General features: G+C 69.6%; 19 protein-coding genes. 8 read left to right on the top strand and 11 right to left on the bottom strand.

What is annotated here, in order from left to right; translation table 11 throughout:
• Nucleotides 1–197: 197 nt before the first annotated feature.
• Nucleotides 198–1,493, top strand: coding sequence for an acyltransferase (locus tag ABZ319_RS20200; RefSeq protein ID WP_354987972.1), 1,296 nt, complete (start codon nucleotides 198–200; stop codon nucleotides 1,491–1,493).
• A gap of 71 nt (nucleotides 1,494–1,564) precedes the next feature.
• Here ABZ319_RS20200 and ABZ319_RS20195 read toward each other — a convergent pair whose 3' ends face one another.
• The 7 genes from ABZ319_RS20195 to ABZ319_RS20165 form a co-directional block, all read right to left on the bottom strand.
• Nucleotides 1,565–2,530 (bottom strand): LLM class flavin-dependent oxidoreductase, encoded by a 966-nt coding sequence (locus ABZ319_RS20195; RefSeq protein ID WP_354987970.1) that lies wholly within the window; start codon nucleotides 2,528–2,530, stop codon nucleotides 1,565–1,567.
• Between the two features lie 392 nt (nucleotides 2,531–2,922).
• On the bottom strand, nucleotides 2,923–3,723 hold the full coding sequence (locus ABZ319_RS20190) for an LLM class flavin-dependent oxidoreductase (RefSeq protein ID WP_354987969.1): 801 nt from the start codon (nucleotides 3,721–3,723) through the stop codon (nucleotides 2,923–2,925).
• 261 nt (nucleotides 3,724–3,984) lie between these two features.
• Entirely contained in the window at nucleotides 3,985–6,789 is a 2,805-nt protein-coding gene (locus tag ABZ319_RS20185; protein ID WP_354987968.1) for a DUF5682 family protein, read from the bottom strand.
• On the bottom strand, nucleotides 6,786–7,904 hold the full coding sequence (locus ABZ319_RS20180) for an AAA family ATPase (protein WP_354987967.1): 1,119 nt from the start codon (nucleotides 7,902–7,904) through the stop codon (nucleotides 6,786–6,788). Before ABZ319_RS20180 ends, ABZ319_RS20185 begins: the two co-directional genes overlap by 4 nt.
• A gap of 11 nt (nucleotides 7,905–7,915) precedes the next feature.
• On the bottom strand, nucleotides 7,916–9,322 hold the full coding sequence (locus tag ABZ319_RS20175) for a VWA domain-containing protein (protein ID WP_354987966.1): 1,407 nt from the start codon (nucleotides 9,320–9,322) through the stop codon (nucleotides 7,916–7,918).
• A complete protein-coding gene (locus ABZ319_RS20170; RefSeq protein WP_354987965.1) occupies nucleotides 9,319–10,695 on the bottom strand; it encodes a hypothetical protein in 1,377 nt (458 codons plus the stop codon). Before ABZ319_RS20170 ends, ABZ319_RS20175 begins: the two co-directional genes overlap by 4 nt.
• On the bottom strand, nucleotides 10,695–11,147 hold the full coding sequence (locus ABZ319_RS20165) for a hypothetical protein (protein ID WP_354987964.1): 453 nt from the start codon (nucleotides 11,145–11,147) through the stop codon (nucleotides 10,695–10,697). Before ABZ319_RS20165 ends, ABZ319_RS20170 begins: the two co-directional genes overlap by 1 nt.
• A gap of 730 nt (nucleotides 11,148–11,877) precedes the next feature.
• Between ABZ319_RS20165 and ABZ319_RS20160 the strand changes: the two genes are divergently transcribed.
• Together ABZ319_RS20160 and ABZ319_RS20155 are read left to right on the top strand one after the other, a co-directional pair.
• A complete protein-coding gene (locus ABZ319_RS20160) occupies nucleotides 11,878–13,668 on the top strand; it encodes a hypothetical protein (RefSeq protein WP_354987963.1) in 1,791 nt (596 codons plus the stop codon).
• Nucleotides 13,652–14,260 carry a class F sortase gene (locus ABZ319_RS20155; RefSeq protein WP_354987962.1) on the top strand — a complete coding sequence of 203 codons (609 nt, stop codon included), beginning with the start codon at nucleotides 13,652–13,654 and terminating at the stop codon, nucleotides 14,258–14,260. The genes ABZ319_RS20160 and ABZ319_RS20155 overlap by 17 nt, the downstream gene beginning before the upstream one ends.
• Before the next feature lie 102 nt (nucleotides 14,261–14,362).
• Here ABZ319_RS20155 and ABZ319_RS20150 read toward each other — a convergent pair whose 3' ends face one another.
• Nucleotides 14,363–15,190, bottom strand: a complete 828-nt coding sequence (locus ABZ319_RS20150) for an NADPH-dependent oxidoreductase (RefSeq protein ID WP_354987961.1) — start codon at nucleotides 15,188–15,190, stop codon at nucleotides 14,363–14,365.
• A 190-nt stretch (nucleotides 15,191–15,380) separates the two neighbouring features.
• The gene (gene helR, locus ABZ319_RS20145) at nucleotides 15,381–17,591 is read right to left on the bottom strand and encodes an RNA polymerase recycling motor ATPase HelR (RefSeq protein WP_354987960.1); all 2,211 of its coding nucleotides are present in this window, start codon (nucleotides 17,589–17,591) and stop codon (nucleotides 15,381–15,383) included.
• A 313-nt stretch (nucleotides 17,592–17,904) separates the two neighbouring features.
• Here helR and dapA point away from each other — a divergent pair, with 313 nt between their 5' ends.
• Both dapA and ABZ319_RS20135 read left to right on the top strand, forming a co-directional pair.
• Nucleotides 17,905–18,813, top strand: coding sequence for a 4-hydroxy-tetrahydrodipicolinate synthase (dapA, locus tag ABZ319_RS20140; protein WP_354987959.1), 909 nt, complete (start codon nucleotides 17,905–17,907; stop codon nucleotides 18,811–18,813).
• Between the two features lie 141 nt (nucleotides 18,814–18,954).
• Nucleotides 18,955–19,335 (top strand): DUF1801 domain-containing protein, encoded by a 381-nt coding sequence (locus ABZ319_RS20135; RefSeq protein WP_354987958.1) that lies wholly within the window; start codon nucleotides 18,955–18,957, stop codon nucleotides 19,333–19,335.
• A 24-nt stretch (nucleotides 19,336–19,359) separates the two neighbouring features.
• Here the strand turns inward: ABZ319_RS20135 and ABZ319_RS20130 are convergent, their stop codons facing one another.
• Together ABZ319_RS20130 and ABZ319_RS20125 are read right to left on the bottom strand one after the other, a co-directional pair.
• Nucleotides 19,360–20,067 (bottom strand): respiratory nitrate reductase subunit gamma, encoded by a 708-nt coding sequence (locus ABZ319_RS20130; RefSeq protein WP_354987957.1) that lies wholly within the window; start codon nucleotides 20,065–20,067, stop codon nucleotides 19,360–19,362.
• Between the two features lie 140 nt (nucleotides 20,068–20,207).
• Nucleotides 20,208–20,915 carry a hypothetical protein gene (locus tag ABZ319_RS20125; protein ID WP_354987956.1) on the bottom strand — a complete coding sequence of 236 codons (708 nt, stop codon included), beginning with the start codon at nucleotides 20,913–20,915 and terminating at the stop codon, nucleotides 20,208–20,210.
• 245 nt (nucleotides 20,916–21,160) lie between these two features.
• Between ABZ319_RS20125 and ABZ319_RS20120 the strand changes: the two genes are divergently transcribed.
• Genes ABZ319_RS20120 through ABZ319_RS20110 form a run of 3 tightly spaced genes read left to right on the top strand, consistent with a single transcriptional unit; the run spans nucleotide 21,161 to nucleotide 24,069 of the window.
• Nucleotides 21,161–22,174: an iron chelate uptake ABC transporter family permease subunit gene (locus ABZ319_RS20120; RefSeq protein WP_354987955.1), complete on the top strand. Its 1,014-nt coding sequence runs from the start codon at nucleotides 21,161–21,163 to the stop codon at nucleotides 22,172–22,174.
• Nucleotides 22,171–23,220: an iron chelate uptake ABC transporter family permease subunit gene (locus ABZ319_RS20115; RefSeq protein ID WP_354987954.1), complete on the top strand. Its 1,050-nt coding sequence runs from the start codon at nucleotides 22,171–22,173 to the stop codon at nucleotides 23,218–23,220. The genes ABZ319_RS20120 and ABZ319_RS20115 overlap by 4 nt, the downstream gene beginning before the upstream one ends.
• Nucleotides 23,221–23,232: 12 nt before the next feature.
• On the top strand, nucleotides 23,233–24,069 hold the full coding sequence (locus ABZ319_RS20110; protein WP_354987953.1) for an ABC transporter ATP-binding protein: 837 nt from the start codon (nucleotides 23,233–23,235) through the stop codon (nucleotides 24,067–24,069).
• Nucleotides 24,070–24,165: the final 96 nt, after the last annotated feature.

The raw sequence follows: 24,165 nt of genomic DNA, 5'->3' as shown, positions 1-24,165 counted from the left end.
CGTCGTACCCCATAATTGCCAGACATTACCCGGCTCGGATTGGAACAGGTTCATCCAGTCGTGCGCCGGGCGTACCGGGGTCGCGGATCCGCGCTCAGGATTGGTGCAACAGCGTTCACCGTGCTACTAATCTCAGCTGTGCGCCGCCTTCTCTTCAGCTCGTCGAGTTTGTCTGTGAATTCGGGCGGCTTTCCCTCATGACCGTCGACAGTCCCGCGGCGCCCCCGGCCGTCCCGGTGGAACAGGCACCGCGCGGTCGCGGTGGCCGATTCGAGTTTCTCGACGCGCTGCGCGGCCTGGCTGCCCTGGCGGTGGTGGTGCAGCACTGTTCGGAGCGGCTGTGGCCCGAGTATTTCCGCTTTTCGCAGGCGTACTTCGGTCTCGGTGAGTTCGGCGTCTTCGTCTTCTTCATCGTCAGTGGATTCATCATTCCGGCCTCGCTCGAGCGCGGGCGGTCGCTGGGCGCGTTCTGGGCCGGTCGGTTCTTCCGGCTGTTCCCGCTGTTCTGGGCCTGCCTGGTCGCGGCGATGCTGCTGCATTCGTTCGGCCGCTATGAGCTGCCCGAGCCCTTCTGGGATCAGCCGGTGCTGAACTTCCTGGCCAATCTGACGATGATGCAATTCTTCATCGGCGGCTGGGACATCCAGATCATCGGCGCTTCGTGGTCGCTGTCCTACGAGCTGGTGTTCTATCTGATTCTGTCGCTGCTGCTGATCGCCCGGCTCAATCGTCGTTCGGTGCCGCTGGCGGTGGGCGCGCTGGTGCTCATCGTTCCCGGGGCGATCCTGCCGCCCGCACTGCTCAATGGCGGTGACGCGAATGCCGTCACGCGGTCGATCGTCGCGGTCGCGACCATTCTGGCGGCGACGGTCTTCGCCTGCGTCGCAGAGGATCGCCGCGCTGCCCTGGCCGCGATCCTGATCTCGGTGATCGCCGTGCCGCTGTTCCTGAATCAACCCGGCGCTTCGGTCCTGACCTTCGGCTACCTGGCCACCATGTTCCTGGGCACGGTGCTCTACCGCATGACCTCCGGCGAGATCGCCGCTCCGCGCGCCTGGCTGGTTTTCGCGTTCGCCATGTGCCTGATCTTCGGCGTGAGCACGTTCGTCGCGCCCGTCCTGGATCCGATCACCGGGGTCTGGGTCACCTGGATCAAGCAGCCCCTCACGATTCTGCCCGCGTACCTGCTGTTCGCCGGTTTCCTGCTGCTACGCCGCTACTCCTTCCCGCGCCCCCTGCTCTACCTGGGCCGAATCAGCTACTCGCTCTACCTGGTTCACGCCCTGCTCCTGGACGCGATTCCCCGCTGGAGTACGTCCGTCCTCGGCGTCCCCGCCCAGTGGCTGACCCTGCTGACCTGGGTCGGTTCCGCTCTCCTGATCTCCGCGGTCACCTACCGATTCATCGAGAAGCCCTGCCACAATCTCGGCCATCGCGTGATCGCCAGGATCGATTCCCGCAAGATCGAACCGCCCGCGACCGCGGTCGCGTAGCCGGATTCGCGGGGAGCTGTCGGCCCGATCCGGTGCCGCGCGGAGTATTGCCGATCACGCGGACTCGGTGGTCAGATTCGGCTCGGATCACCCCAGGGGGCGATGACCTCGTCGGCGAACATCCGCAGGCTCGTCCGCACCGCGGCGGGCGAGGGCCCGGCCGGCTGCACGTTGCACAGCAACTCCGTGGCCCCCGGCAGTCCCGGATCCCGCCGAATCGACGCCGCCACCGCCGTTCCCGTCCCCAGGTATCCGTGTCCGGTATCCACGTAGTCCAGTGCGCTGAATCCCACCGGAAACCGCCCGGCCGCAATGGAAGTGGACACCCATCGTTCGATGCCGGGCCGCATGTGCTCGAACGCCACCGCCGCACTCTCGGCGCACAGCACCGATCTGGACAGTCCCACCCTCGGCTCCCGGCCCGCGGCGGCCTGCGCGGCCCGGTACTTCGCCACCCGCTCGGCGGCGATCTCATCCCGCGGTCCCTGCGGTGATGACGTGCGTCCGGTCAACACCCCGAGATCCAGCTGTGCCGCCAGCTCGAATCCGGATTCGGATGCGGTCCCGAGCCACAGCCGATCGCGTAGTCCGTTCCCCGCCGGCACCAGATCGCTGTCCGGCCCGAGTAGCGCACACAACTCACGCAGGTTCTCGGCGAACTGTTCGTGCCGCGCTTCGTGCTCCCGCCCGAATCGCTCGGCGCTGCCGATATCGGCTCCGGCTCCCAGGCCCAGCTCCAACCGCCCGGCGCTGAGGGCGTCCACCGTGGTCGCGTCCTCGGCCAGCCGTATCGGGTGCTCCAGCGACCCGACCACCACCGCCGTTCCCAGCCGAATTCGCTCGGTTCGCTGCGCGATGGCCGCGAGTACCACCAGCGGCGCGGGACAGTGCGCTCGTTGCGCGCCGAAGTGATGCTGCGCCACCCAGAACGAATCGAATCCGCATTCCTCGGCCACCACGGCGAGTTCGACCACCTCCCGCAGCGCCGCCGCCGAATCGCCATCGCTTACCACATGCGAGATGAACCCGAATCTCATACGCAACCCATCCCCTCGCCGCCGCCTCGGTCGCGTCCACCGTAGACCGCGCCGCGACCGGGCCTGACGGGGAGCGGCCCCGGCCTCGTTACCGCGGCGGATGGGGCAGGTGCACCGAATCGGATTTCGTCACCGCCGACGCGGGTCCGCACCGGGATCGCGTGCCGGTGGGCTGGGTTCGAACGGCTCTGCGCCGGTACCGTGGTCGGCTGTTTCGACCGCGGAGGTCGGGGTGAGCTGGACCGCGTCGCACTCTCCCAGATCCTGGGCGGACAGCCGGGTCGCCTGCCCGGGTGCGCGTGCGGCGCACCTGCTGCGCGCCTCGAACGTGCGGGTTCCCGCGCCGCGTCGAGCTCGCCGGGCGCGGTCCAGGCTCGGATCGGACGGCATTCCTACTGTGCGGCGCGCAGGGCGGCGGCGTACGCGTAGTCGGTCCGCCCGCCTTCGGTGGTGGGGGACAGGATCACGCGGGTCACGCCGGCGGACTCGTAGGCGGCCAGGTGGTCGGCGGCCGCGCGCGGGTCGGCGGGAAGGGTGGGGGCCACGACGGTGATCGTGGGGGTGGGGCGGTTGTGCTGGGCCGCTCGGGTTTTCAGGTCGGTGAGCAGGGCGGGCAGGTCGGCCGGGGCCGGATCGATGGGCATCCAGGCGTCGCCGTGAGCGGCGGCGCGAGCCCGGGCGCGGGAGCTGTTTCCCGCGATGAGAATCGGGGGAACCGGGGACGGCGGGGACAGGACGGGGTGCAGATCGTCGGCAAGGGGTGCGGGATCGCCCGATATGAGGGCGGGCAGGTGGGTGAGGGCACGGTCGGTGCGGAGGCCGCGTTCGGCGAAGGGCACTCCCGCCGCGCGCCAGCCGATATCACCGTGGGCCGGATTGCCGGTGCCGATGCCCAACAGCACTCGATTGCCCGAAAGCTGTTGCAGGGTAGCGACCTGTTTCGCCGCCCAGGCGACGGGCCGCAGTGCCACCAGCATCGCGCCGAAGCCGATGTTGATCCGGTCGGTGACCGCGGCGGCCGTGGTGAGGGCGACGGTGCTGTCCAGCATCGGCTGGCTCGCGATCAGATGGTCGGTGGCCCATAGGGATTCGAGTCCGGCATCCTCGGCGGCGCGGGCGGCGGCGCGAATCTCGGCGCCACCGATGTGGTGCGGTCCCGAGGTGGGCAGGAAAACGCCGATGGAAACAGGCACCGGATGACCTCCGAAGTCGTAGCTGCTGGTGTGCCACCCACGCTAGGACGGACGAGCGAAGGTTCCAATGTGCGATCCACTCTGGCTCATGCCCGGAACGCGCACCGCGTCCTGCCGTGTTCGCAAGCTGGGTGGCGGGTGCGGTGCACGCGGACCCGAACCGTGCTCCCCCAGAATTGGCACCCTCGAAACCCCAGCGCGGCAGGACGGCCGAGAGCCCGTGTCCGGCAAGCCGCCGGGCACGGGCTGGTTCGAGCCTCGTCAGTGAGCGGCAGCGCCGAGCTGTTCGGCCAGCGCGGTCGCGGCGGCCGGGAACCGGTCCAGTAGCGCGGTCAGTTCGTGATCGCCGGGCGGCCCGAAATCCTGCCAGGTTCCTTCGATTCCGAGCAGCGACGCGAGTGCGTCGCAGCCGGCCCGATGCCGGGACAGCAGTTCCGAGCCGGGGCCCTGGGACGGGGCGGTCGGCGTCGGTGTCGCCGCCGTCGTGAACTCCGCCGACCACGGCGGTACGAAGGCGTCCACCGCCGGGAGGGCGCCCGGGAAGGTGCGGGCGGCCTCGCGGACCAGGCCGGGGATCAGGTCGGCTGTCTGCTCCTTCAGGGTTGTGATCAGTTTCGGGAGCCACGGGAGCAGGACCCGATCGGGGAGGGACCCGAACGCCTTCGACAGCAGTTCCACCACAAAGGGTTTCAGAGCGGGCGCCGGGTCGATCGCCTGGACGAAACCGCTGATGTACTGCGGAACCGTCGGCAGGACCAGGGGGTTGGCCAGCATCGCGTCGCTGCGCTCACGCAGGTCCGCCATGGTCAGCATGCCCAGTTGGAAGCGGGCCGCCCACAGCAGTGCGATTTTGGCGGGCGCTTCCGGATGTGATTGCAGGACGGCCAATTCCAGCTGCGTGTGATCGCAGCCCAGGGACAGGGCCAGGTTCTCCATCCCGAACAGGAAGCCGAGCATGGCCGCGACCTGTGGTGGGCCGGTCTCCTCCGCGGTGAACGCAGTCGGCAGCAGGGTGCAGTAGTGCGAGTAGCCCGCGGTGACGAAGCGTTCGCACCAGGGCGGCAGCCCGTCCTCGGTCGATCGGAAATAGTTGAGCAGCAGCCGAATACGACGGAGCACGACCGGCGCGTCGTCCACCGTGCGCTCGGCGGCCAGCAACTCGACCGCGCGATTGCCGAGCTCGGCCGCCAGCCGCACCGAGCCCAGATAGACCAGCGCGTCCTCGACCGCTCCCAGCGCCACGGCAGCGGTCGCGTCCGGTGCGGTGACCGCACGGCGCAGCCGCTGCTCGAGCACCTGCTCCACCGACACGCCCTCGTACCCGAGCTCCACGAGCGAACGCTGATACTTGCCCAGCCCGATGTCCCAGCTCTCCTGAATGGAGGTCTCGCCGAGCCCGCGCGAACCCATGATGGGCCGCAACGCATCCTGCGGCAGCAGCCGGCGCAACAGCCACAGCAGGTCCGAGCACGGCCGCAGTTCGGGCGTCGCCTTCACATCCAGCAGGGCGCGCTGGAGCGTGCGCTTGGACAGGTCCAGACCCAGCGGGGCCAACCGGTCCAGCACGTCGCGGGCCAGCGGCGGCAGCGCCGCGTAGCCGACCTGGCCGATACGGTCACCGCCCAGCAGGATCTCGCACAGCCTGCGCACGTCGCGCCTGCCCGGTACCCGATCCTTCTCGATGCAGGTGACCGCCGCGTCCTGGAAGTCGTACGGGGTCGGTCGCGCTCGATTACGCAGGCCCGCCAGCAGAATCGAGGTCTCGAAGATCGCGATGGCGTCGGCGGTGCTGGCCAGGTAGCCGTTGCGCCGGGCCAGCCGGACGATGTCCACCGACCACTCCAGCAGCTCGGCCTCATCGAGCGGATCCAGCACCGGCGGCCGTGACAGGAAGCCCGAAAGCTGATCCCGCACTTCGGCGTCGCTCTCTCCCGCGAGGACGGGCAGCTTGGCCGCCCGCGGCTTCGCACCCGGCTGCCCCGCCAGTTGGAACGGTTGCAACTTCCCGCGCCGCAACCCCTTCAACCACGTCGCCGCCGCGATCGACACCGCGCCGCCCGCCAGCCCGAACTGCGCCTCGATCGCCGAATGGCTCGAGGGGATCAGCCCGTAGTGCCAGGCGGTGGCCGAGCGCGGGGAGATCTCGAACGGCGCGTCCGAGTCCACGCCGAACTGCGCCACCGGACTCGCCGCGTGCGCCGCGCCGCAGATGTACAGCGCCCGCGCCGGGTCGATCGCGTTGGCGGACAAATGCTCCCGCATCCGGGTCCACATGTACCGTTCGCGGTCCTCGTCCTCCACCGTGCTGCCGCGTCGCAGCCGCCGGAACAGACTGCCGATCATCACCATGACCTGGCGGTACGTGTCGTAATCCGCGTCCGCGAGTGGCTGTTCCACGTACTGGTCCCACCACTCGGACCAGTGCCGGACCTTGCCGTGGTGCAGCAGATGCTCTTCCAGTTCGGCGAAACGCGGTCGCAGATCGCCGATCTCGATGCCCACGGCCGCGCCGTGCAGGCCGTCCTCATCGGGCTGCTCGCTCTCGGCGGGCAGCCCGGGCTCCTCGGATTCCTTCGGCGCCCACTGGAAGACGTGATCGGTGGACCGATCCACCAGCACCAGTTCGACATTCGGCGTCTCGAGCGCGTACGCGATGGCCTGGTACTCGGCGGACGCCTCGGTGATCGGCGCGACCACCGACAGCGGCGCCCACTCCGCCGGGAATCCCGACGTGTCGGTGGCGAACGCCTGCAGCGCCACCGGCAGGCGGCAGTTGCGGAGTTCGTCCAGCAGCGGCCGCATATCCTCGCACAGCTCCAGATAGATGACCGCGGGCTGCTTTTCGCGCAACCGCCGCACCATGGCGAGGCCGGACGCGGGGGAGTGGTGGCAGACCGGGAAGATCTCCAGCCGCTCGGACAGCGCCCGGTCCACATCGTCGACGATGCCCGCGAGGATGTCCCCCGCCGCGCCCGGCGCGCCGGCGAACGCGACCGCCGCGTCCGCCAGCTGATCCCGCAGCGCGGCGAAGGTGTTCGGCGCGCGCCGAGCCTCGGAGACGGTCACGAGAGCCTCGCGATCGCGGCCCGGCCGCCCTCGAGGAATTCGCCCCAGGGCGCCTTACCCTTCTTGTCCTTGGTGCGCGGCTCGACCACCCCGTGTAGATACTTGTTCAGAATCGCCAGGTCCTCGGGGGCGCGCCGGGCCAGCGAGCCCACCAGCGAACCCGCGAGATCCTGGGCGTTCAGCTCCCGCGCACCGAAGAACTGACTGTGCAGGATGGCGTCCTCGAGCACGCCGATCTGCTCGGCGGTGGACAGCGCCGACTCGAGTTTGTCGTCGTCACTGGTGGCCGCGGCCGCGGCGGCCCGCAGATCGGCGAAGCTCTCCAGCAGGATGTCCAGCAGCGTGGGCGGCAGTTCCAGTTCGATGGAGTGCCTGCGCAGCAACTCCGCGGTGCGGAAGCGCACGATCTCCGCCTCGCTCTTCTTGTTGGACACCACCGGAATGCGCACGAAGTTGAAACGCCGCTTGAGCGCCGAGGACAGATCGTTCACGCCCCGGTCGCGGCTGTTGGCCGTGGCGATGATCGAGAAACCGGGCTGGGCGAAAACCACGTTGTCGTCGTCGAGTTCGGGAATCGAGACGTACTTCTCGGACAGGATGGAGATCAGCGCGTCCTGCACGTCGCTGGTGGAGCGGGTGAGCTCCTCGAAGCGCCCGATCACGCCCTGCTCCATGGCGGTCATGATCGGCGACGGAATCATCGACTCCCGCGACTGCCCCTTGGCGATGACCATGGAGATGTTCCACGAGTACTTGATGTGATCCTCGGTGGTGCCCGCGGTGCCCTGCACCACCAGCGTCGAGTTGCGGCTGATGGCCGCCGAGAGCAGCTCGGCCAGCCAGCTCTTGCCGGTGCCAGGATCGCCGATCAGCAGCAGGCCGCGATCCGAGGCCAGGGTGACGATGCTGCGCTCGACGAAACTGCGGTCGCCGAACCACTTCTGGTCGACCTCGCGATCGAGCCCGTCGGCACGCTCGGAGCCGAGTATGAACAGTCGCACCATCTTCGGGCTCAACCGCCACGCGAAGGGCTTGGGGCCGTCGTCGATCGACTCCAGCCAGTCCAGCTCCTCGGCGTACTTGACCTCGGCGGGGGCGCGCAAAACGTCGTTCATGGGAGTGTCTCCTAGTCGAGAAAGTTCTTGAGCTCGTGCACGAGCTTCTGGATGCGCCCGGAAAGCACCGGGGTGCCGAGCGCCTTGAAGCGCTCACGGAACCACGGATTGACGCTCTGGTGGCCGGAGCTGTTCACCGAGCCGACGGGGATGAGCTTGACCCCCGACCGGTGCACGGCCTCCATGGATTCGAACAGCGGCTGTGAGCGATCGAACTCGTAGAAGTCCGAAATCCACACCAGCACGGTGTTCTTCGGGTCGGTGATCTTGGGCTGCGCCATGGCCATGGCGATCGGCCCGTCGTTGCCGCCGCCGAGATTGGTGCGCAGCAGCACCTCGAACGGATCGTGCACCCACGGCGTCAGATCCAGCGCGCGGGTGTCGTAGGCGATCAGGTGCACGTCCACCTTCGGCAGCCCCGCGAAGATCGAGGCCAGGATGGTGCAGTTCACCATGGAATCGACCATGGAACCGGATTGGTCCACCACCACGATCATCCGCGCGGGCACGGTGCGCTTGGCGGTCTGCCGGTAGTAGAGCCGGTCCACGTACAGCCGCTCGTCGTTCGGATTCCAGTTCGGCAGGTTCTTCCAAATGGTGCGGTCCACATCGAGATTGCGCAGAATGCGCTTGGGCGGAACCGAGCGGTCGACGGTGCCGACGCTGGTCTGCTGCACCTGGGTGCGCAGCACCTCGGCCACCTCGTCGATGTAGCGGCGAATGAGGCGTTTGGCATTGGCCAGCGCCACCCCGGACAGATTGTGCTTGTCCCGCAACAGCTGTTCGATGAGCGACATGCTCGGGGTGAGCTGCGCGGCCAGGTGCGGATCGGCCAGCACTTCCCGCAATCGCATGCGGGAGACCAGTTCTCCTTCGAGTCCGGTCAGCACCCCGTGCACGCTGCCCGCCTCCTCGCCGAGGCAGCGTCGCAGCCAATTGGCGTCGGACTGCCAGCCGGACAGCTGCGTGGCGCTGACCTGTCCGGAACCGGTCGCGAACACATTGAGCAGCAGCTTGGAAACCAATGCGGCGGTGCGGACATCGGCCGCGCCGATGCCGTCGAGCACTGCGGGATTCTCGTCCGCGCCGGCGTCGGCGGCTACGACCGTGGCATCGGCATCGGCATCGGTCTGGACGTCCGCGTGCCCGGCCTTCGCCTCCGTGCCCCCGGCTTCCGCGGCCTCTGCGCGCTCGGTGAAGTCCAGCCCGTCGAACTCGGACCGCATGTCCGGATACCGCTGCACCACATTGTCGATCGAGATCCCCGGATCCAGCACCGCCAGCGGCAGTCCCAGATCGTCGACGATTCCCGCGCTCGCCTGCTCCAGCGTCGGCTGGTTGTCGCCGGCGAAGACACCGGCCAGCAGCCGCCAGTACAGCACCTGGCGGCGCGCCTCATGGTTGGGCTCAGTGGTCATTTGCGCAGCAACCGTCCCGCGCGCTCGCGCAATACCGCCACGGCGTCGCCCGACTTCGCCTGTGCCTTGGCGACTTTCGGATCGGTCGGCCCGAGCGCCCAGTCACCGTTGTGCAGGGCGGTGAGCACGGTCTTGACCTTGCGCTGCACGGCCAGCGGGCGCACCGACCAGCCGTTCGCGTCCCAGCGCAGCAGACCGATCAGCAGGCTGGAGCCGTTGACCCCGGCCGCGGTGAGCGGTCCCGCGGCGGGCAGCGCGTCCAGGTCCAGCGCGATGCGCTGGTCGCCCGATTCCAGTGCGCCCTCGCGGATCCGGTAACCCTCGAAGAACACCGGCACGGCGATGTGCACCGGATCGCGATCCAGCGGCGCCACCGCCGCTGCCCGCGCCTGCGGCAATTGCACGGTGGCGGTGACGAACGGGTCGGCCTCGGCGCTCGCCTTGGCTCGATCGTCGTCCCACAGCAGGTCGCCGGTGACGGTCACCGGCATGTCGGTCAGTTCCAGCGCCCGGTGCTCGGCCAGCGCGGTGAGCAACTGCCGATGCGCGCCGAGCAGCTGCCACACGGCCGGCCCCACGATGGTGTCCACCTTGGCGGCGGCCACCGAGACCCGCACCAGGCGGGCCGGTGCGTCCGTGGTTTCCAGGACGCCGTGCACCTGAACCTGCACCGCGGTCCCGTGCTCGTGCACGTCGACCCCCAGCGGCAGTAGACGCCCCGAAACGGATTCGGTGGCAGCGGATTCCGCACCGCGCCAGGACAGCAGCAGGGCGCGCGCCCACAGATCGGCCCAGCGCCGCGCGGGCACCCGGTCCATGGTCGCGACGGGGGCGCAGGCGCTCAGTTCCGCGGTGAAGCCGTCCAGCAGTACGGCCAGGCGGCGCAGCGCCGGCTCGCCCAGCAACGCCTCCACGGTGCGATCTGCGGCCGACACCAGATCGTGGTCCACGCCCCGCCAGCCCGCGATGGCGAGTTCGCCCAGCCAGGCGCGCGAACCCGCGGCCAGCGGATTGGGCGTTCCCGCAACGGCTTCGGCGGTCCACTCGAAACGACTGCGGCCCAGCGCCGCATCGGCCTGCTCGACCAGTGCGTCGTGCACCGCGCCCAGCAGTGCGGCCCGGGCGGCGGCCAGCGCCGACAGTTCGTCGGTACCGATCGCGCCGGCGCTCACCTTGGCGACAGCGCTCGAAACAGGCTCGGCCAGAGGCGATCCCGCGACGGCGCCCGCCAGCGCGGTGAGCGCCGCGTGCTGGGGTTCGGACACCCGGGCGAGTCCATTGACCAGCGCGGCGTCGAAACCGCGCACCGTGTCCAGCGCCGCGGCGACCCCGGCCGGCGCCTCCGCGAGGGTGGACAGTTGTACGGCCTGCATCAGCGACCCACCCCCGCCGGGAACCAGTGCAGCTCCGGAATCGGCGCCGCGCTACCCGGCAGTTCCAGGTAGGTCAGATGCCGCAGGAAGCGGCTGAACACCGCGGCGGCCGGCGCCGGATCACGAGTTCCCTTGATGCAGTTGGCAAGCCGCGCGCCCTCGGGTACCTCGACGCGCAGGAATCGGGCCACCCGATCCTGCCCGTACTGGAGTTCCGCCTCGCTGATGAGCGCGTCCAGGTGCTTGCAGGCCCACCCCTGATTCAGCCCGCCGCAGGGCCGGTTGTTGTTGGTGCTGCAGCTGAGCCCGTGCGTCCCCGCGGTCACCGAGGCCACGTACACCCGGGCGATGTCCGAGCCGCTGGACACCACGCCCTGGAGCCTGCCCTCGGCCAGTTCCACGAACGGCACCTTGTTCAGTTTGCGCGGTGCGACAGCGGGCAGAACCCGCACTACAGAAGCATTTTCCCAAGCCGGTTCCTCCGGCGTGGCACTCGTATTCGAGGCCATCGTTCTCCCTCCCGGTCGATCACGATGCGCCCAAGGTATGTGACCCCACCGACAACCCGCGAAGCGGCCGGGAAGTGCGGCGAGACGGTCGATTCCGGGTTCGCGCACGGTCCCGCCCGGTGGGGTGTACAGCTCTGCCGGATGGGGTGCGCGGGCCCGCGCAACCGCGCTCCGCAACCGATGGGCCACTCCGGTTCTCTTTGCTCGCAGGACAATTGTGTGATGCCGGGCCGGTCGTCGCGTCGCGGTCCAACGAGTCCGTGGGATGGGTGTTATCGAGACGCCTATCGAGTTCGGCGATTAGGGGATGTTCGCGAGCGGAGGTTAGGGGCAATAGGGGGATTAGGGGTTCCCTGAACGCCGCGGAAATCATGGTCAACTGACCATTTGAAACGTTTGAAAGTCGGCATTTTCAATATCATATGCGCAGATCAGAGCAATATTATGGGCGCGGAACCCGGGTGATCCGACCGCGGCTATCCCGCATTGCGGGAAATCTCCGACACCGCCCGTAACAATTCTTTGCGGAACGACGACACCCATTCAGGCACTTGACGAGTCGCCCGCACGGCGCCGTTGGAACCGTTGTCCACTGTCGATTCTTTGCGTCGGCATCGGGCGGCATTGCTTCCCGCGGTGGCGGAAGCTTATGAATGAGAAGGGTCGATATCTGATGTCGGAGTGTTCAATCGCCAACTCTCGGCGATCTCGACTAACCGCCGCCGGGGCCGTGCTGGCCCTGGCCCTCGCGGTGAGCGGTCCCATCGCGGTCACGGCTTCGGCCGACCCGGCGCCGACGACCTCGGCCGCGCCGGACGTGAATCTGAACGTACCGGTGCCGCCGATCACGGTGCCCTCCGTCGCCGTGCCCGCGGTACCCACCAAGGCCCCCGAGGTCGTGGTGCCGCCGGTCAAGGCGCCCGAGGTGACGGTGCAGGCGCAGGTCCCCGAGGTTTCGGCGCCGACGGTAGCGGCGCCGAACGTACAACTCCCCGTCGTCGACGCGCAGGTGCCCCCGGTTCAGGTCCCGCAGGTTCAGGTCCCCCAGGTGCAGGCGCCGCAGGTGCAGGTCCCGCAGGTGCAGGCGCCCGAAGTGCGTCTGGACGGCGCGGCGCAGGCCGCGGGCAATGCCGCCGCGGGTGTGCAGGCCGACGTGACCGCCTCGCTGTCCCAGGCCGATATCAACGCCCGGACCCAGGCCGAGGTCACCACCAAGGCGACCGCCGATGCCGTGGTGAGCGCCCAGCGCGATCACGACGCCGCCGTCGCGGCCGCCGCGCAGTCCTCCAATGACGCGGCCGCGCAGGCCACCGTCGCCGCGTCGCAGGCGAAAGTCGATGCGGCACAGGCCAGTGCGGCCTCCGCCCAGGCCGATCAGAACCTCGTCGTCGCCGCGCAGACGGTGACCAAACTCCAGGCCGACGCCACCGCGGCGCACGCCGCCGCCGCGGCCGCCAAGACCGCCGCCGCCGATGCCGCCGCGGCCGCCCGCGCCGCCGCCGACAAGGCCACGGCGCTGGAGGCGAAGGCCGCGGCCGCCACCGGCGCGGAGGCCTCGGTGCAGCTCCAGCTCGCCACCCAGGCCCGGCTGGACGCCCAGGCCCTCGCCGATGCCGCCGCCAAGGCACAGCTGGCCGCGGATGCCGCTGCCCAGTTGGCCAGTGCCACACAGGTTTCCCTCGACGCCGCGCTGGCGCAGAAGCTGGCCTTGGAGAAGGGCGCGGCACAGGCCGCCGCGGCGGCGAACCTCGCGTTGACGACCAAACTGGCCGCCGACGTCACCGCCGCGCAGACCCTCACCTCCACGCTCACCGCGAAGTTGAACGATGCCAAGGCCGGCGCGCAGACTGCCCTGGACGCCGCGCTCGCGGCCCGGCTGGCGGCCGGGGTCCAGGCGGGCGTCGACCTGTCCACCGTGGTCGCCGCGGACGCCCGGATGCAGGCGCTGCTGGACGCGGCCCTGCAGGCCAAGCTCGCCGCCGACGCCGCCGCGGGCGTCGTGACCGGCCTGCAGCTGCAACTGGACACCGCCAATGCGGGCCTCGCCGCCGCATTGGGTGCTCAGGCGGCGTTGACGGCGGCGGCCGCGGCGGCGCTCGCCGCCGGTCTGGCCCTGGTCGTCGGGCTGAACCTGGGTGGCCAGCTGTTCGAGGCCGTCGGCATCACCAAGATCGACTCGACGACCGCGGTCGTCACCGACACCGGCGTCAAGCTGGTCGGAATCTTCGATGACGCGGGTACTTTCACGGTCGTCGATTACTACAGGACCGGCCCGGACGGCGTGGAGACGCTCGCCGGTGGCCTGCCGCCGGTGGAGCTGGCGCTGGGTGACGGTCCCGCGGATGACTCGGGTGTGCCGTTCGCACTGCTGGGCGCGGGGGCGCTCGGTGTGATCGCGGCGGCCGGCGCGGGCGCGCTGGTGATCCGGCGCCGGCGCGGCGCGACCGATGACGTCGTTGCCTAGGGCACGGCACTGGCTGGTGGGCGCGGCCGCGATCGCGCTCATCGCCGGCTGCTCGAGTGAACCGGAGGCGCTGCCGCCGCCGGACCGGTCAGCGGTGCCGTCGCATATCGACGCCGTCGCCTCGGACCCGGCCGTCGCGCCCGCCGAGCCGACCGCCATCGAACTGCGCTCCCCGGCCGGGGAGACCTACCTGAGCAGTCCGCTGAACCCGGAGAAGCTCATGCGGGTGGGGCAGCGGCTGAATCCGGTCAACGAACTGCCCGTGTGGTGGGGGGAGAGCGGTCTGCCCGGCACCGACACCAAGGAGACGGTGCTGGTCGCGGGCCACAACTACAGTAAGCGGGTCGCGCCCTTCCGGGCGTTGCGTGTGGTCCAGCCGGGTGACGCGGTGCTGCTGCGCACCCCGAACGGGGTGCTGCGGTACACCGTCGAGCGCACGACCCCGCTGCCCAAGGGCTCGCTGTTGAGTCAGAACGAGTTGCGCGACCACGTGCCGGGCCGGCTGATCCTGGCCAATTGCGATGTCGTGGACGGTGAACCGACGGACAACAACTACCTGGTGATCGCCCAGCTGGATCGGCCCGCGAACTGATCCGGAGCGGCGCGACCACCGGCGCCGCGGGCACCCGGTTTCCTCGTTACGCCGGGTGCCCGCGGCGGTGTTGTGCCGCGGCGGTTTTCGGTGCTGCGGAGTTCAGCGCAGCGGGAAGCCCTGCGCCTCCAGCTGTTCGCGCAGCCGATGGCGGCCGTTGAGGGCGGCGGCGGACCGCAGGCGGCCCAGGACCCGCTCGGTCCAGGAGTGCGCGAGGTTCTGCTCGGCGTAGAACTCCGCGATGCGGGTCTCGTACTCGGCGATGTGGCCGAGTTGACCTGCGGCGTCGTAGGTTTCGGCGTGCAATACCGCGCCCCGGGGCAGGCGCGGCTTGACGCGGGCGTCCTCGGCCGGATCGGGCACGCCGACGACCAGGCCCACGACCGCGAAAACGCCCGGGGGCAGGCCCAATTCGACGGCGACCTGTTCCGGATTGTTGCGGATCGCGCCGATGTACACCGTGCCCAGCCCCAGCGACTCCGCGGCCACCAGCGCGTTCTGGGCGGCCAGCGCCGCGTCCAGGAAGGCGACGTAGCTGGTCTCGAGGTAGTCCGCGCCGGTCAGCTCGGCATCGCGGTCGGCGGCCAACCCGCGCAGGCGAGCCACGTCCGCGGTCCACACCAGCAGGACCGGGGCCTGGCGGATGTGTTCCTGATCCCCGGCCAGCGCGGCCAGCCGCGCCTTGCGCTCGGGATCGCGGACCGCGACCACGCTCCACACCTGCAGGTTCGAGGAGGTCGGTGCGGACTGCGCCGCCGAAATCAGCAGTGCGAGAACCTCATCGGATACCGGATCGGGCAGGTACCGGCGCACGGATCGATGCTCGTGCAGGACCTGCAGGACGGGGTTCCACGCCGCCGGGGCGGACGGCGCGGGGTCGCGGTAGCGCTGAGCCACGACCTGATCGGGGGCGGAAACGGTCTGCGTCATGCTCGACATCGTCGCCGTCCCGCCCCGCCGCGTCAGGTATTGCCCGCAGCTCGAGCCGAATCCCGAGCTCCGTCACACTCGCTCTCGGCCCGTAACGGCGGTGTTCCCGGCGGTGCCGAGGACCAGCCGGCCCATCCGCTCGGACCCGGGCCGCCCGGTAGCGGCGGGCAGCCGCGTCGATTCCGCCGGGTTACCGCACCGATTCCGCCGGGGCGGGTGCCGGCGCCGGGTGCGAAGCGACCGGGGTGAGCCCGGCCAGGACGCGCGGCAGCGGCGCGGTGTGCAGCACGCCGAGGCGCTGAGTGGCGCGGGTCAGCGCGACGTAGAGCTCGGCCGCGCCGCGCGGGCCGTCGGCCAGGATCCGCTCCGGGTTCACCACGAGCACCGCGTCGTATTCGAGGCCCTTGGTCTCCGAGGCCGGGACGGTCCCCGGCACCCCGGGCGGCCCGATCACGATGCTGGTGCCCGGCCTGCCGGCCTCGTCGGCCACGAATTCGGCTATGGCGCCTGGGATCTCGGCATCATCGAGCCGCCGGGACCAGGGCTCTACGCCGCACGAGCGCACCGATTCCGGGGCCCGCACCTCGGGGGCGAACTCGGCCAGCACCGCCGCCGCGACCGCCATGATCTCCGCCGGGGTGCGGTAGTTGACGGTGAGCGAGCGGTAGACCCAGCGGCCGGGCACGTACGGCTCCAGCATCTCACCCCACGCTCTCGCACCCGCCGCCGAACGGCGCTGGGCGAGATCGCCGACGATGGTGAAGGAACGACCGGGGCAGCGGCGCATGAGAACTCGCCAATCCATCGCCGAGAGCTCCTGCGCCTCATCGACCACGATGTGCCGGTACGTCCATTCCCGGTCCGCGGCCGCACGTTCGGCCAGCTCTCGGGTATCGCGTTCGAGGAAGCGATCCGCCAGATCCTCGCCGTAGAGCATGTCCGTGGCGAACAGATGGTCCTCGTCGTCCATCATGTCCTCGCGGCTGACCATGTTCTCCAGCACGGCGGCCGCGTATTCGGCCTCGGCCCGGCGTTCGCGTTCGGCGCTGTCGTCCTTGGGCTTGTCCGGGCCGAGCAGGTCGACCAGTTCGTCGAGCAGGGGGACGTCCGACACCGTCCAGGGCGCGTCCGCCGGCCGTGCCAGTGCGGGATCCGCGCCCGCGGCCGCCAGGCGGTCCGGCGACGAATACAGCTGGGACAGCAGTGTTTCCGGCGTCAGCACCGGCCAGAGCTCGTCCACCGCGGCGAGGAACCGCTTGTGTTCGGCGAGTTCGGCGAGCAGATCGGTGCGCATCTGCTCCCAGGCTTCTCGATCGGATCGGGTCAGCCAGCCCTTGCCGATGCGCGCGATGGCCCGCTCGGTCAGTGCCCAGGTGAGGATCTCGAGGAAGACCGCCCGCGCTTCGTTGTGCGGGCGTCCGCTCTCGCGCGCCTCCTGCCGTGCCCACCCGGCGATCTCGGCGTCGATGCGCACGGTGACGTCGGACAGGTCGATGGGCATCGGATCCAGCGGAACCCGCTGCCGGTCCGCGATGGCCGCCGCGAGCACCTCGAGCATGCGCGGGGAACCCTTGTGCCGCGCCGCTTCCGGAGCGTCCTCGGCCGTGGCGCGCAGGCCCGGGAGCAGATCCGCGGTGGTGGTGAACACGACGTTGGTCTCGCCCAGCGATGGGAGCACGCGGCTGATGTGCTGCAGGAACGCCGGATTGGGACCGACCACCAGCACGCCGTGCCGTTCCATCTGCTCGCGCTTGGTGTACAGCAGGTACGCGACGCGGTGCAGCGCCACCACGGTCTTGCCCGTGCCCGGACCGCCCTCGATCACCAGGACGCCCGGGTGGTCCAGTCGAATGATCTCGTCCTGTTCGGACTGGATGGTCGCCACGATGTCGCCCATGCCCGCGCCGCGCGGGGCGTTCACCGCCGCCAGCAACGCGGCGTCACCCCGTTCGGCCTCGCCCGGACGCCCCAGCACCTCGTCGGTGAAGTCCGTCACGATGCGCCCGCGCGTGTGGAATTGCCTACGCCGGCGCATGTTCTCGGGCGTCGCGGCGGTCGCGGTGTAGAACGCGCGCGCCGCGGGCGCGCGCCAATCCAGTAGCAGCGGCTCGAACTCGTCGGCCTCGTCCAGAATGCTGACGCGGCCGATGTACGAGCGCTCCCCGGCGATCGAGTCCAGCCGCCCGAAGCAAAGCCCGTTGTCGGCCACGTCCAGCCGCTTGGCCTGTTTGGCCAGCGCGCGCACCTCGAATTCCCGTTCCATGGGCGATCCGGCCTCGCCCCGCAGGACGGCGGCGTACTGCCCCTTCACCCGCGCGCGCTCGGCGTCGAGGCGCGCGTACAAGTCGGTCACGTACTCGCGTTCGGACCGCAGTTCCTCGTCATATCCCTGCACTGGCATCCATCCCTTGCTGTCCGGGCGGTGGCATCGCGGCCACCACCGTCCCGTCGGCGCGGACCGGACCGCCCATCGGTCTCGGCCCGCGCATCGTGCAACTCCCGTTTTCGCTGGTTCCAGGCTCAGGTCAGCGAGTATGCCCCCGCCCCCGGGCCTTGCCGCAAGCCCGGGGGTGCGCTATAGATTGGAAGGGGAAGAGATGACCGCCCGTTCGGCGCGGACCCACCCCCGGGGTAATGATCATTAAGTTCTGTTTCGCAATACTCGCAAGAAAGCATCGCTGGACCTGATCTATCGTGCCGCGCACCATAGAACCATGACCGCCCCCCAGCACCCCGCTGAGCTGCTGTTCGGCACCAATCTCGTCGCGATGGTGACCCCCATGCAGCCCGGCGGCGCGATCAGCCGACCCGGCCTCGACAACCTCGTCGATCACCTCCTGGCCACCGGATGCGACGGCCTCGTCGTCGGTGGCACCACCGGAGAATCACCCACCCTCACCGACCCCGAATCGGCCGAGCTCGTGCGCGCGGTCCGCGACCGCGCGCAGGGCCGCGCCCGTGTGATAGCGGGCGTCGGCACCTACGACACCGCCTCGAGCGTGCGTCGCGCCCGCGAGGCCGAAGCGGCGGGCGCGGACGCGCTGCTGCTGGTGTGCCCCTACTACTCCCGGCCGCCGCAGGCCGGTGTGGTCAAGCACTGCCTGGCCGTCGCCGACGCCACCGAACTGCCCGTCATGCTCTACGACGTGCCCGCGCGCACCGCCATGGAGATGACCGCGGCCACCATCGTCGAGCTCTCCGAGCACCCGCGGATTCGCGCGGTGAAGGACGCCAAAGGCGATCTGTACGAAGCGATGACGGTGATGAACCGCACCTCGCTGGCCTACTACTGCGGCATCGACGAACTCAATCTGCCGTACCTGGCCGCCGGCGCCGCCGGGGTGCTGAGCGTGGTGGGCAACGCCGTCGCCGACCGCAATGCCGAGCTCATCGCGGCCGTGCGCCGCGGGGATCTGGATTCCGCTCGCGCGCTGCATGTTTCGCTCATCCCCATGATCGACGCGATCATGCGCACCTCGCAGGGCGCGATCATGGCCAAGGCCGCGCTGGCCGAACTCGGCATCATCGAGCACCCGACCGTGCGGCTCCCGCTGGTCGAATCGCCCGAGGAGCACCTGCGCGTGCTCGGGGCGGCCCTGTCCACCATCGGCGTTCGCGTCTGATTCGCCCCGGGTGGACCGGCCTGCCGGTCCACCCGCCCGGCGTCGCTCCCCGGTGGCCGGCCTGCCCGCCGCTGTCGTCGCGACACGCAGTGTGCGCTGGCAATAGCCGATGAAGACCGAGCGGTCGGTGAGAATTCGGGGGTGGTTACCGATGATTCGAATTCGCCGTCACGACTGATCGACGCGCGAATCGAGGAATTGGGGGATTGGCGCGGCGAGACCCTGGCTCGGATTCGCGCCCTCGTGCGGCGCGCCGATCCGGAGATCGTGGAGGAGTGGAAATGGCGGGGCGTTCCGGTCTGGTCGCACGACGGGATGATCTGTACGGGTGAGACCTACAAGGACTATGTGAAGGTCACCTTCGCCAAGGGCGCGTTGCTGCCCGATCCGGCGGGCCTGTTCAATTCCAGCCTGGACGGCAATACCCGCCGCGCCATCGATATTCGCGAGGACGACGCCCTCGACGAGACGGCGTTCAAGGCGTTGATCGGTGCGGCGGTCGCGCTCAACACCGAGCGCTAGTCCCCGTCGTCACACCCGGGGCGATTACTGCCGCGCGGTGAGATCGCGATCGGGCCGCAACTCGCGGCGCGGCGGGACCGGCAGCCGCCGCGCGGCGCGCACGCCCCCGCGCGCCAGCCGCAGCAGCGGCACGGTGAAGATGCCCGCCAGCCGGGTGTACGGCCAGATCGCGATGAGCACCATGACTATCAGCCCGCGGATCTGATACAGCGCGGGTGCGTGCTGCATGACCTCGGGATTCGGCTGCAGGGTGACCAGCGAGCGAATCCAGGTGAAAAGCGTTTCGGCGGTGCGATACCGGTCATCGGTGGAGTTCGGGTCGAACGTGATCAGCACCGCGGTGACCATCGTGCCGACCAGCACCGGCAGCGTGATCCGGTCGACCGGCGTGACCCGGGGCCGGGATTCGGCGGCGATGAGCGGCGGCACCAGAATGAGCCCGGCGCCGACGATGGCCAGCGGGACGGCGATGAACTGCAGGATCATCAGCAGCACGTAGGCGGTGCCCTCGACCCGTGAATGCGGCCCGGAGACGGCCATTTCGATGACGCGCACCGCGGCCAGCAGCGGCACGCCGGTGCGAAAGGCCAAGCTGCCCAGCCATTGCGCCCGGTCGATCCGCGGCCCGTACAGGTAGGCCAGAAAACGATCGCGCCGATAGCGCCAGATATGGCCCGCGACGCAGGAAATCAAAGCGGCACAGGGCAGAAAGACCCATACCAGGTACATCATGGCGTGACTTCCTTGCCCGAGCAGCTACCGCGTTGTCGCATCACTCTCGCACGGACGAGGCTGCCGGGAAAGAGGGCAGCGGGAGTGTCCGCGATGAGCCGGGCCCGGCGGAAAAGCCGGGCCTGACCTTTATGTCTGAGTTACTTGGTCGCCGGGGGAGTGAACGGCTGGTTGATGGTGGTGAAGTACTGCACCGCGGCCAGAATGGCGACCGGTGCGGTGATGAGAATCTGGCCGGCCAGCGTGCCGAGGAAGCCGACCAGGCTCGCGCCGACGATGCAGCCGCCCAGCGGCCCGGCGCCGAACAGGGCCAGCAGCGGGGTGGTCGCGGCGAAGGCGACACCGGCGCCCAGGACGCACCCGACGGCCGCGCCGCCGATGCCGCCGACGACGGTGGCGATGCTGGCGCCGAGGCTGATGGTCGAGCCCAGCCGGCTCCAGGCGGCGACCTCGCGGTCGTACTCGGACTTCCAGGGCGCCTGATTCTCGTAGGGCAGGGCGACCGGCTGGTAGACCGCGTGCGCGAGGTCGAAGCGCGGGGTCAGGGTCGCGGTGCGATCGCTGATGTCGGCGGCGATCGGGAAGACGAAATCGTCGACGCGGAACGCGAGTTCGGTGCCCGCCACGGTTGCGCCGTTGGCGGCCTTGACCTTGAAGACGCCGTCCTCGACGACCAGGGAACCCGCGTCGGTGGTGATGACGGTGTTGGTCTCGGTCGTGGTCTGGGTGTAGTTGATTGCGGTCGGATCGGCCGAATCTGCTTGCGGTGCAGCACTGCTCACTCCGGTAGTAATCACGGAGGCGGTGCTCAGGGCGGCGGCGAGTAGGGCGACCTTGGTGAATCTCACTGCGGGTGAACCTCTTTCTGTTCCCTCATCAGGGCGTGCTCGGTCGAGCCCCTGCACGGACGCGTTCGATTGCGTTGCGGGGCTGGATATTTCGAGATTGTCCGACCGGATCTCAACACTCGCGCCTGCTGCGAATTTCCTGAGCAGTTGCTGTGAATCGGACGGTTCACACACTAGGGTAGGCAAGCCTTACCTTTCAAGACCTTCGTTACCGTCCCTCACGAACACCCGGAGAGAACGAATACATGGAAGAAAGCCCGCGCGCACGGTCCCGGTACTGGCCGGGCTGGCTGCTGACGATGGCGATGCTGGCGGCCGCGTGCCTGCTCAGCCTGCTGATCGGCGCCAAATCGATTCCGGCCGGCGAGGTATGGCAGGCACTGTGGCAGGACGACGGATCGCCGGACCATCTGATCATCACCGGCTACCGGGTGCCGCGCACCCTGCTCGGCCTGCTGGCGGGCCTCGCGCTCGGGGTCGCGGGATGCCTCATGCAGGGTCTGACCCGCAATCCCCTGGCTGATCCGGGCCTGTTGGGCATCAATGCCGGAGCGGCTTTCGCCATCGCGCTCGCCGTCGCTTTTCTCGGTGCGACCGAGATCACCGCGTACGTGTGGTTCGGCTTCGCGGGGGCGGCGGTGGTATCTCTCATGGTTTACCGGCTCGGCACCGCGGGTAGGCAGGGCGCGGATCCGATTCGGCTGACCCTGGCCGGGGTCGCGGTCACCGCGGTGCTGACCGGGTTGACCAAGGGTTTGATCCTGTTGAACGCCAGCGCCTTCGAGGAAATGCGGGACTGGGATTCGGGATCGCTCACCGGGCGCGGCTACGACGTCATCGCAGGGGCCGCGCCCTTCATCGGGATCGGGCTGGTGCTGGCGGTGTTCGCCGCCCGCTCGCTCAACGCCCTCGCCCTCGGTGAGGATCTGGCGCACGCGCTGGGCGTGCACGTGGGCCGCACCCGGCTGATCACCGCGACCGCGCTCACCCTGCTGTGCGGCACCGCGACCGCCGCGGTCGGTCCCATCACCTTCATCGGGCTGGCGGTGCCGCATATCGCGCGCTGGTTGGTCGGCCCGGATCAGCGCTGGATCATCGCCTACTCCATGCTGTTCGCGCCGATCCTGGTGCTGGGCTCGGATGTGCTGGGCCGCCTGCTCATCCGGCCCGACGAGGTGCCCGCCGGACTGGTCACCGCGTTCCTGGGCGCGCCCGTGCTGATCTGGCTGGCGCGCCGGGCCCGGGTGGGCGCCGCATGAGTTCGACCGTCGACTTCGGCCGATCGCTGTTGATCGTGCGCACCCGGCGGATCACCGTGCGGGTCGGTACGCGCACCACGGTCGTGTGTGCGTCCCTGGTGTGCGCGGCCCTGCTCATGGGCGTGGTGGCGCTGGGTACCGGCGACTACGCCATCGCGCCCGACCGGGTGGTGCGGGCGCTGTTCGTCGGTGATCACCGCTTCGACCGGCTCGTGGTGTGGGAGTGGCGTTTTCCGCGCGTCATCCTGGCGCTGGTCCTGGGCGCGGCGCTCGGGGTGAGCGGGGCGATCCTGCAATCGGTGACCCGGAATCCGCTGGGCAGTCCCGATATCGTCGGCTTCAACACCGGCGCGTACACCGGGGCGCTGATCGTCATGCTGACCCTGGGCGGCAGCGGATTCCAGACCGCCACCGGGGCTTTCGTCGGTGGTCTGGCCACCGCGCTCGCCATTCAGCTGCTGGCCTTCCGGCACAACGTGTCCGGCTTCCGGCTGATCATCGTTGGTATCGGGGTGAGCGCCATGCTCGCGGCGGTCAACACCTGGCTGATTCTGCGGGCCGACCTGCACGCAGCCATGTCGGCCGCGGCCTGGGGCGCGGGCTCGCTGAACGGGTTGTCCTGGCCGCAGGTTGCGCCCGCGCTGCTCATTCTCGCGGTGCTGGCGCTCGCGCTCGGTCCGGTGGTGCGGTGGCTGCCGGTGCTCGAACTCGGTGACGATCAGGCCAGTTCGTTCGGCGTCCGGGTGGGGCGGGCCCGCATGCTGCTCATCGTGCTGAGCGTGGCGCTCACCGCCGTGGCGACCGCCGTCGCCGGGCCCATCGCGTTCGTGGCGCTGGCCGCACCGCAATTGGGTCGCCGGCTCGCGCGCACGCCGTCGACCGCGCTCGCCCCGGCCGCCGCCATGGGGTCGCTGTTGCTGGTGACCTGCGACTGGATCGCACAGCGCCTGTTCGCGCCCACCCCGCTGCCGGTCGGCGTGGTCACCGTCTCGATCGGCGGGCTGTATCTGGTGTATCTGCTGCTGGCCGAGGCCCGGCGGACTTAGGAGGACGGGACGATGCTCGAAAAACAGGCCGCAGCGGCCGAATCCGGTGACGGCGCGCGATTGCGCGCGGACCGGGTGCGCCTGGGCTATCGGGGGCGCACGATCAGTGATCAACTCTCGGTGGACATTCCGGACGGGGCGTTCACGGTGATCATCGGGCCGAACGCCTGCGGCAAGTCGACCCTGCTGCGCGCGCTGGCCCGGCTGCTCGCGCCCGAGAGCGGCGCGGTGCTGCTGGACGGCAGGGCGATCACCTCGTACCCGGCCAAGGAGGTCGCGCGCCGGATCGGCTTGCTGCCGCAGACTTCCATCGCGCCCGAGGGCATTCGGGTGGCGGATCTGGTGGCGCGCGGGCGGTATCCGCACCAGTCGCTGCTGCGGCAGTGGTCGCGGGCCGATGAGGAGGCGGTGGCCGCCGCGATGGCCGCGACCGGGGTGAGCGAGCTGTCCGCGCGGGCCGTGGACGAGTTGTCCGGTGGGCAGCGGCAGCGGGTGTGGATCGCCATGGTGCTGGCTCAGGACACGCCCGTGGTACTGCTCGACGAGCCGACGACCTATCTCGATATCGCGCACCAGATTCAGTTGCTGGATCTGTGCCGAAAGCTCAATCGAGAGTCGGGGCGGACCGTGGTCGCCGTGCTGCACGACCTGAATCACGCGTTCCGATATGCCGATCACCTGATCGCCATGAAGGACGGGGCGGTGGTCGCCGCGGGATCGCCGCGGCGCATCGTGACCGCCGGCCTGGTGCGTGAGGTCTTCGCGCTCGGCTGCCGGATCATCGATGATCCGGAAACCGGTGCGCCACTGGTGATCCCGTGGGCGGAGAACGCCGCGCAGACCGGATGAGGCGCTGACCGGCGCAAATCGAAGGTTCCCCACGCTAAGTAAACTTAGGCTAACCTACGTTCTGCTGCGTCGGCGTCTCCGGTGGGACCGGATTCG

It is taken from the genome of Nocardia sp. NPDC005978, assembly GCF_040614455.1.
Classification (GTDB): Bacteria; Actinomycetota; Actinomycetes; order Mycobacteriales; family Mycobacteriaceae; genus Nocardia.
This window is presented reverse-complemented; position numbering and strand designations above follow the sequence as displayed.

Excerpts from the sequence above, each read along its gene's own strand:
- ABZ319_RS20155 (WP_354987962.1), top strand. The coding sequence starts at position 13,652 with ATGACGTCGTTGCCTAGGGCACGGCACTGGCTGGTGGGCGCGGCCGCG.
- ABZ319_RS20160 (WP_354987963.1), top strand. The coding sequence starts at position 11,878 with ATGTCGGAGTGTTCAATCGCCAACTCTCGGCGATCTCGACTAACCGCC.
- ABZ319_RS20115 (WP_354987954.1), top strand. The coding sequence starts at position 22,171 with ATGAGTTCGACCGTCGACTTCGGCCGATCGCTGTTGATCGTGCGCACC.
- ABZ319_RS20175 (WP_354987966.1), bottom strand. The coding sequence starts at position 9,322 with ATGACCACTGAGCCCAACCATGAGGCGCGCCGCCAGGTGCTGTACTGG.
- ABZ319_RS20170 (WP_354987965.1), bottom strand. The coding sequence starts at position 10,695 with ATGCAGGCCGTACAACTGTCCACCCTCGCGGAGGCGCCGGCCGGGGTC.
- ABZ319_RS20200 (WP_354987972.1), top strand. The coding sequence starts at position 198 with ATGACCGTCGACAGTCCCGCGGCGCCCCCGGCCGTCCCGGTGGAACAG.
- ABZ319_RS20150 (WP_354987961.1), bottom strand. The coding sequence starts at position 15,190 with ATGACGCAGACCGTTTCCGCCCCCGATCAGGTCGTGGCTCAGCGCTAC.
- ABZ319_RS20120 (WP_354987955.1), top strand. The coding sequence starts at position 21,161 with ATGGAAGAAAGCCCGCGCGCACGGTCCCGGTACTGGCCGGGCTGGCTG.
- dapA (WP_354987959.1), top strand. The coding sequence starts at position 17,905 with ATGACCGCCCCCCAGCACCCCGCTGAGCTGCTGTTCGGCACCAATCTC.
- ABZ319_RS20180 (WP_354987967.1), bottom strand. The coding sequence starts at position 7,904 with ATGAACGACGTTTTGCGCGCCCCCGCCGAGGTCAAGTACGCCGAGGAG.
- ABZ319_RS20110 (WP_354987953.1), top strand. The coding sequence starts at position 23,233 with ATGCTCGAAAAACAGGCCGCAGCGGCCGAATCCGGTGACGGCGCGCGA.
- ABZ319_RS20195 (WP_354987970.1), bottom strand. The coding sequence starts at position 2,530 with ATGAGATTCGGGTTCATCTCGCATGTGGTAAGCGATGGCGATTCGGCG.
- helR (WP_354987960.1), bottom strand. The coding sequence starts at position 17,591 with ATGCCAGTGCAGGGATATGACGAGGAACTGCGGTCCGAACGCGAGTAC.
- ABZ319_RS20130 (WP_354987957.1), bottom strand. The coding sequence starts at position 20,067 with ATGATGTACCTGGTATGGGTCTTTCTGCCCTGTGCCGCTTTGATTTCC.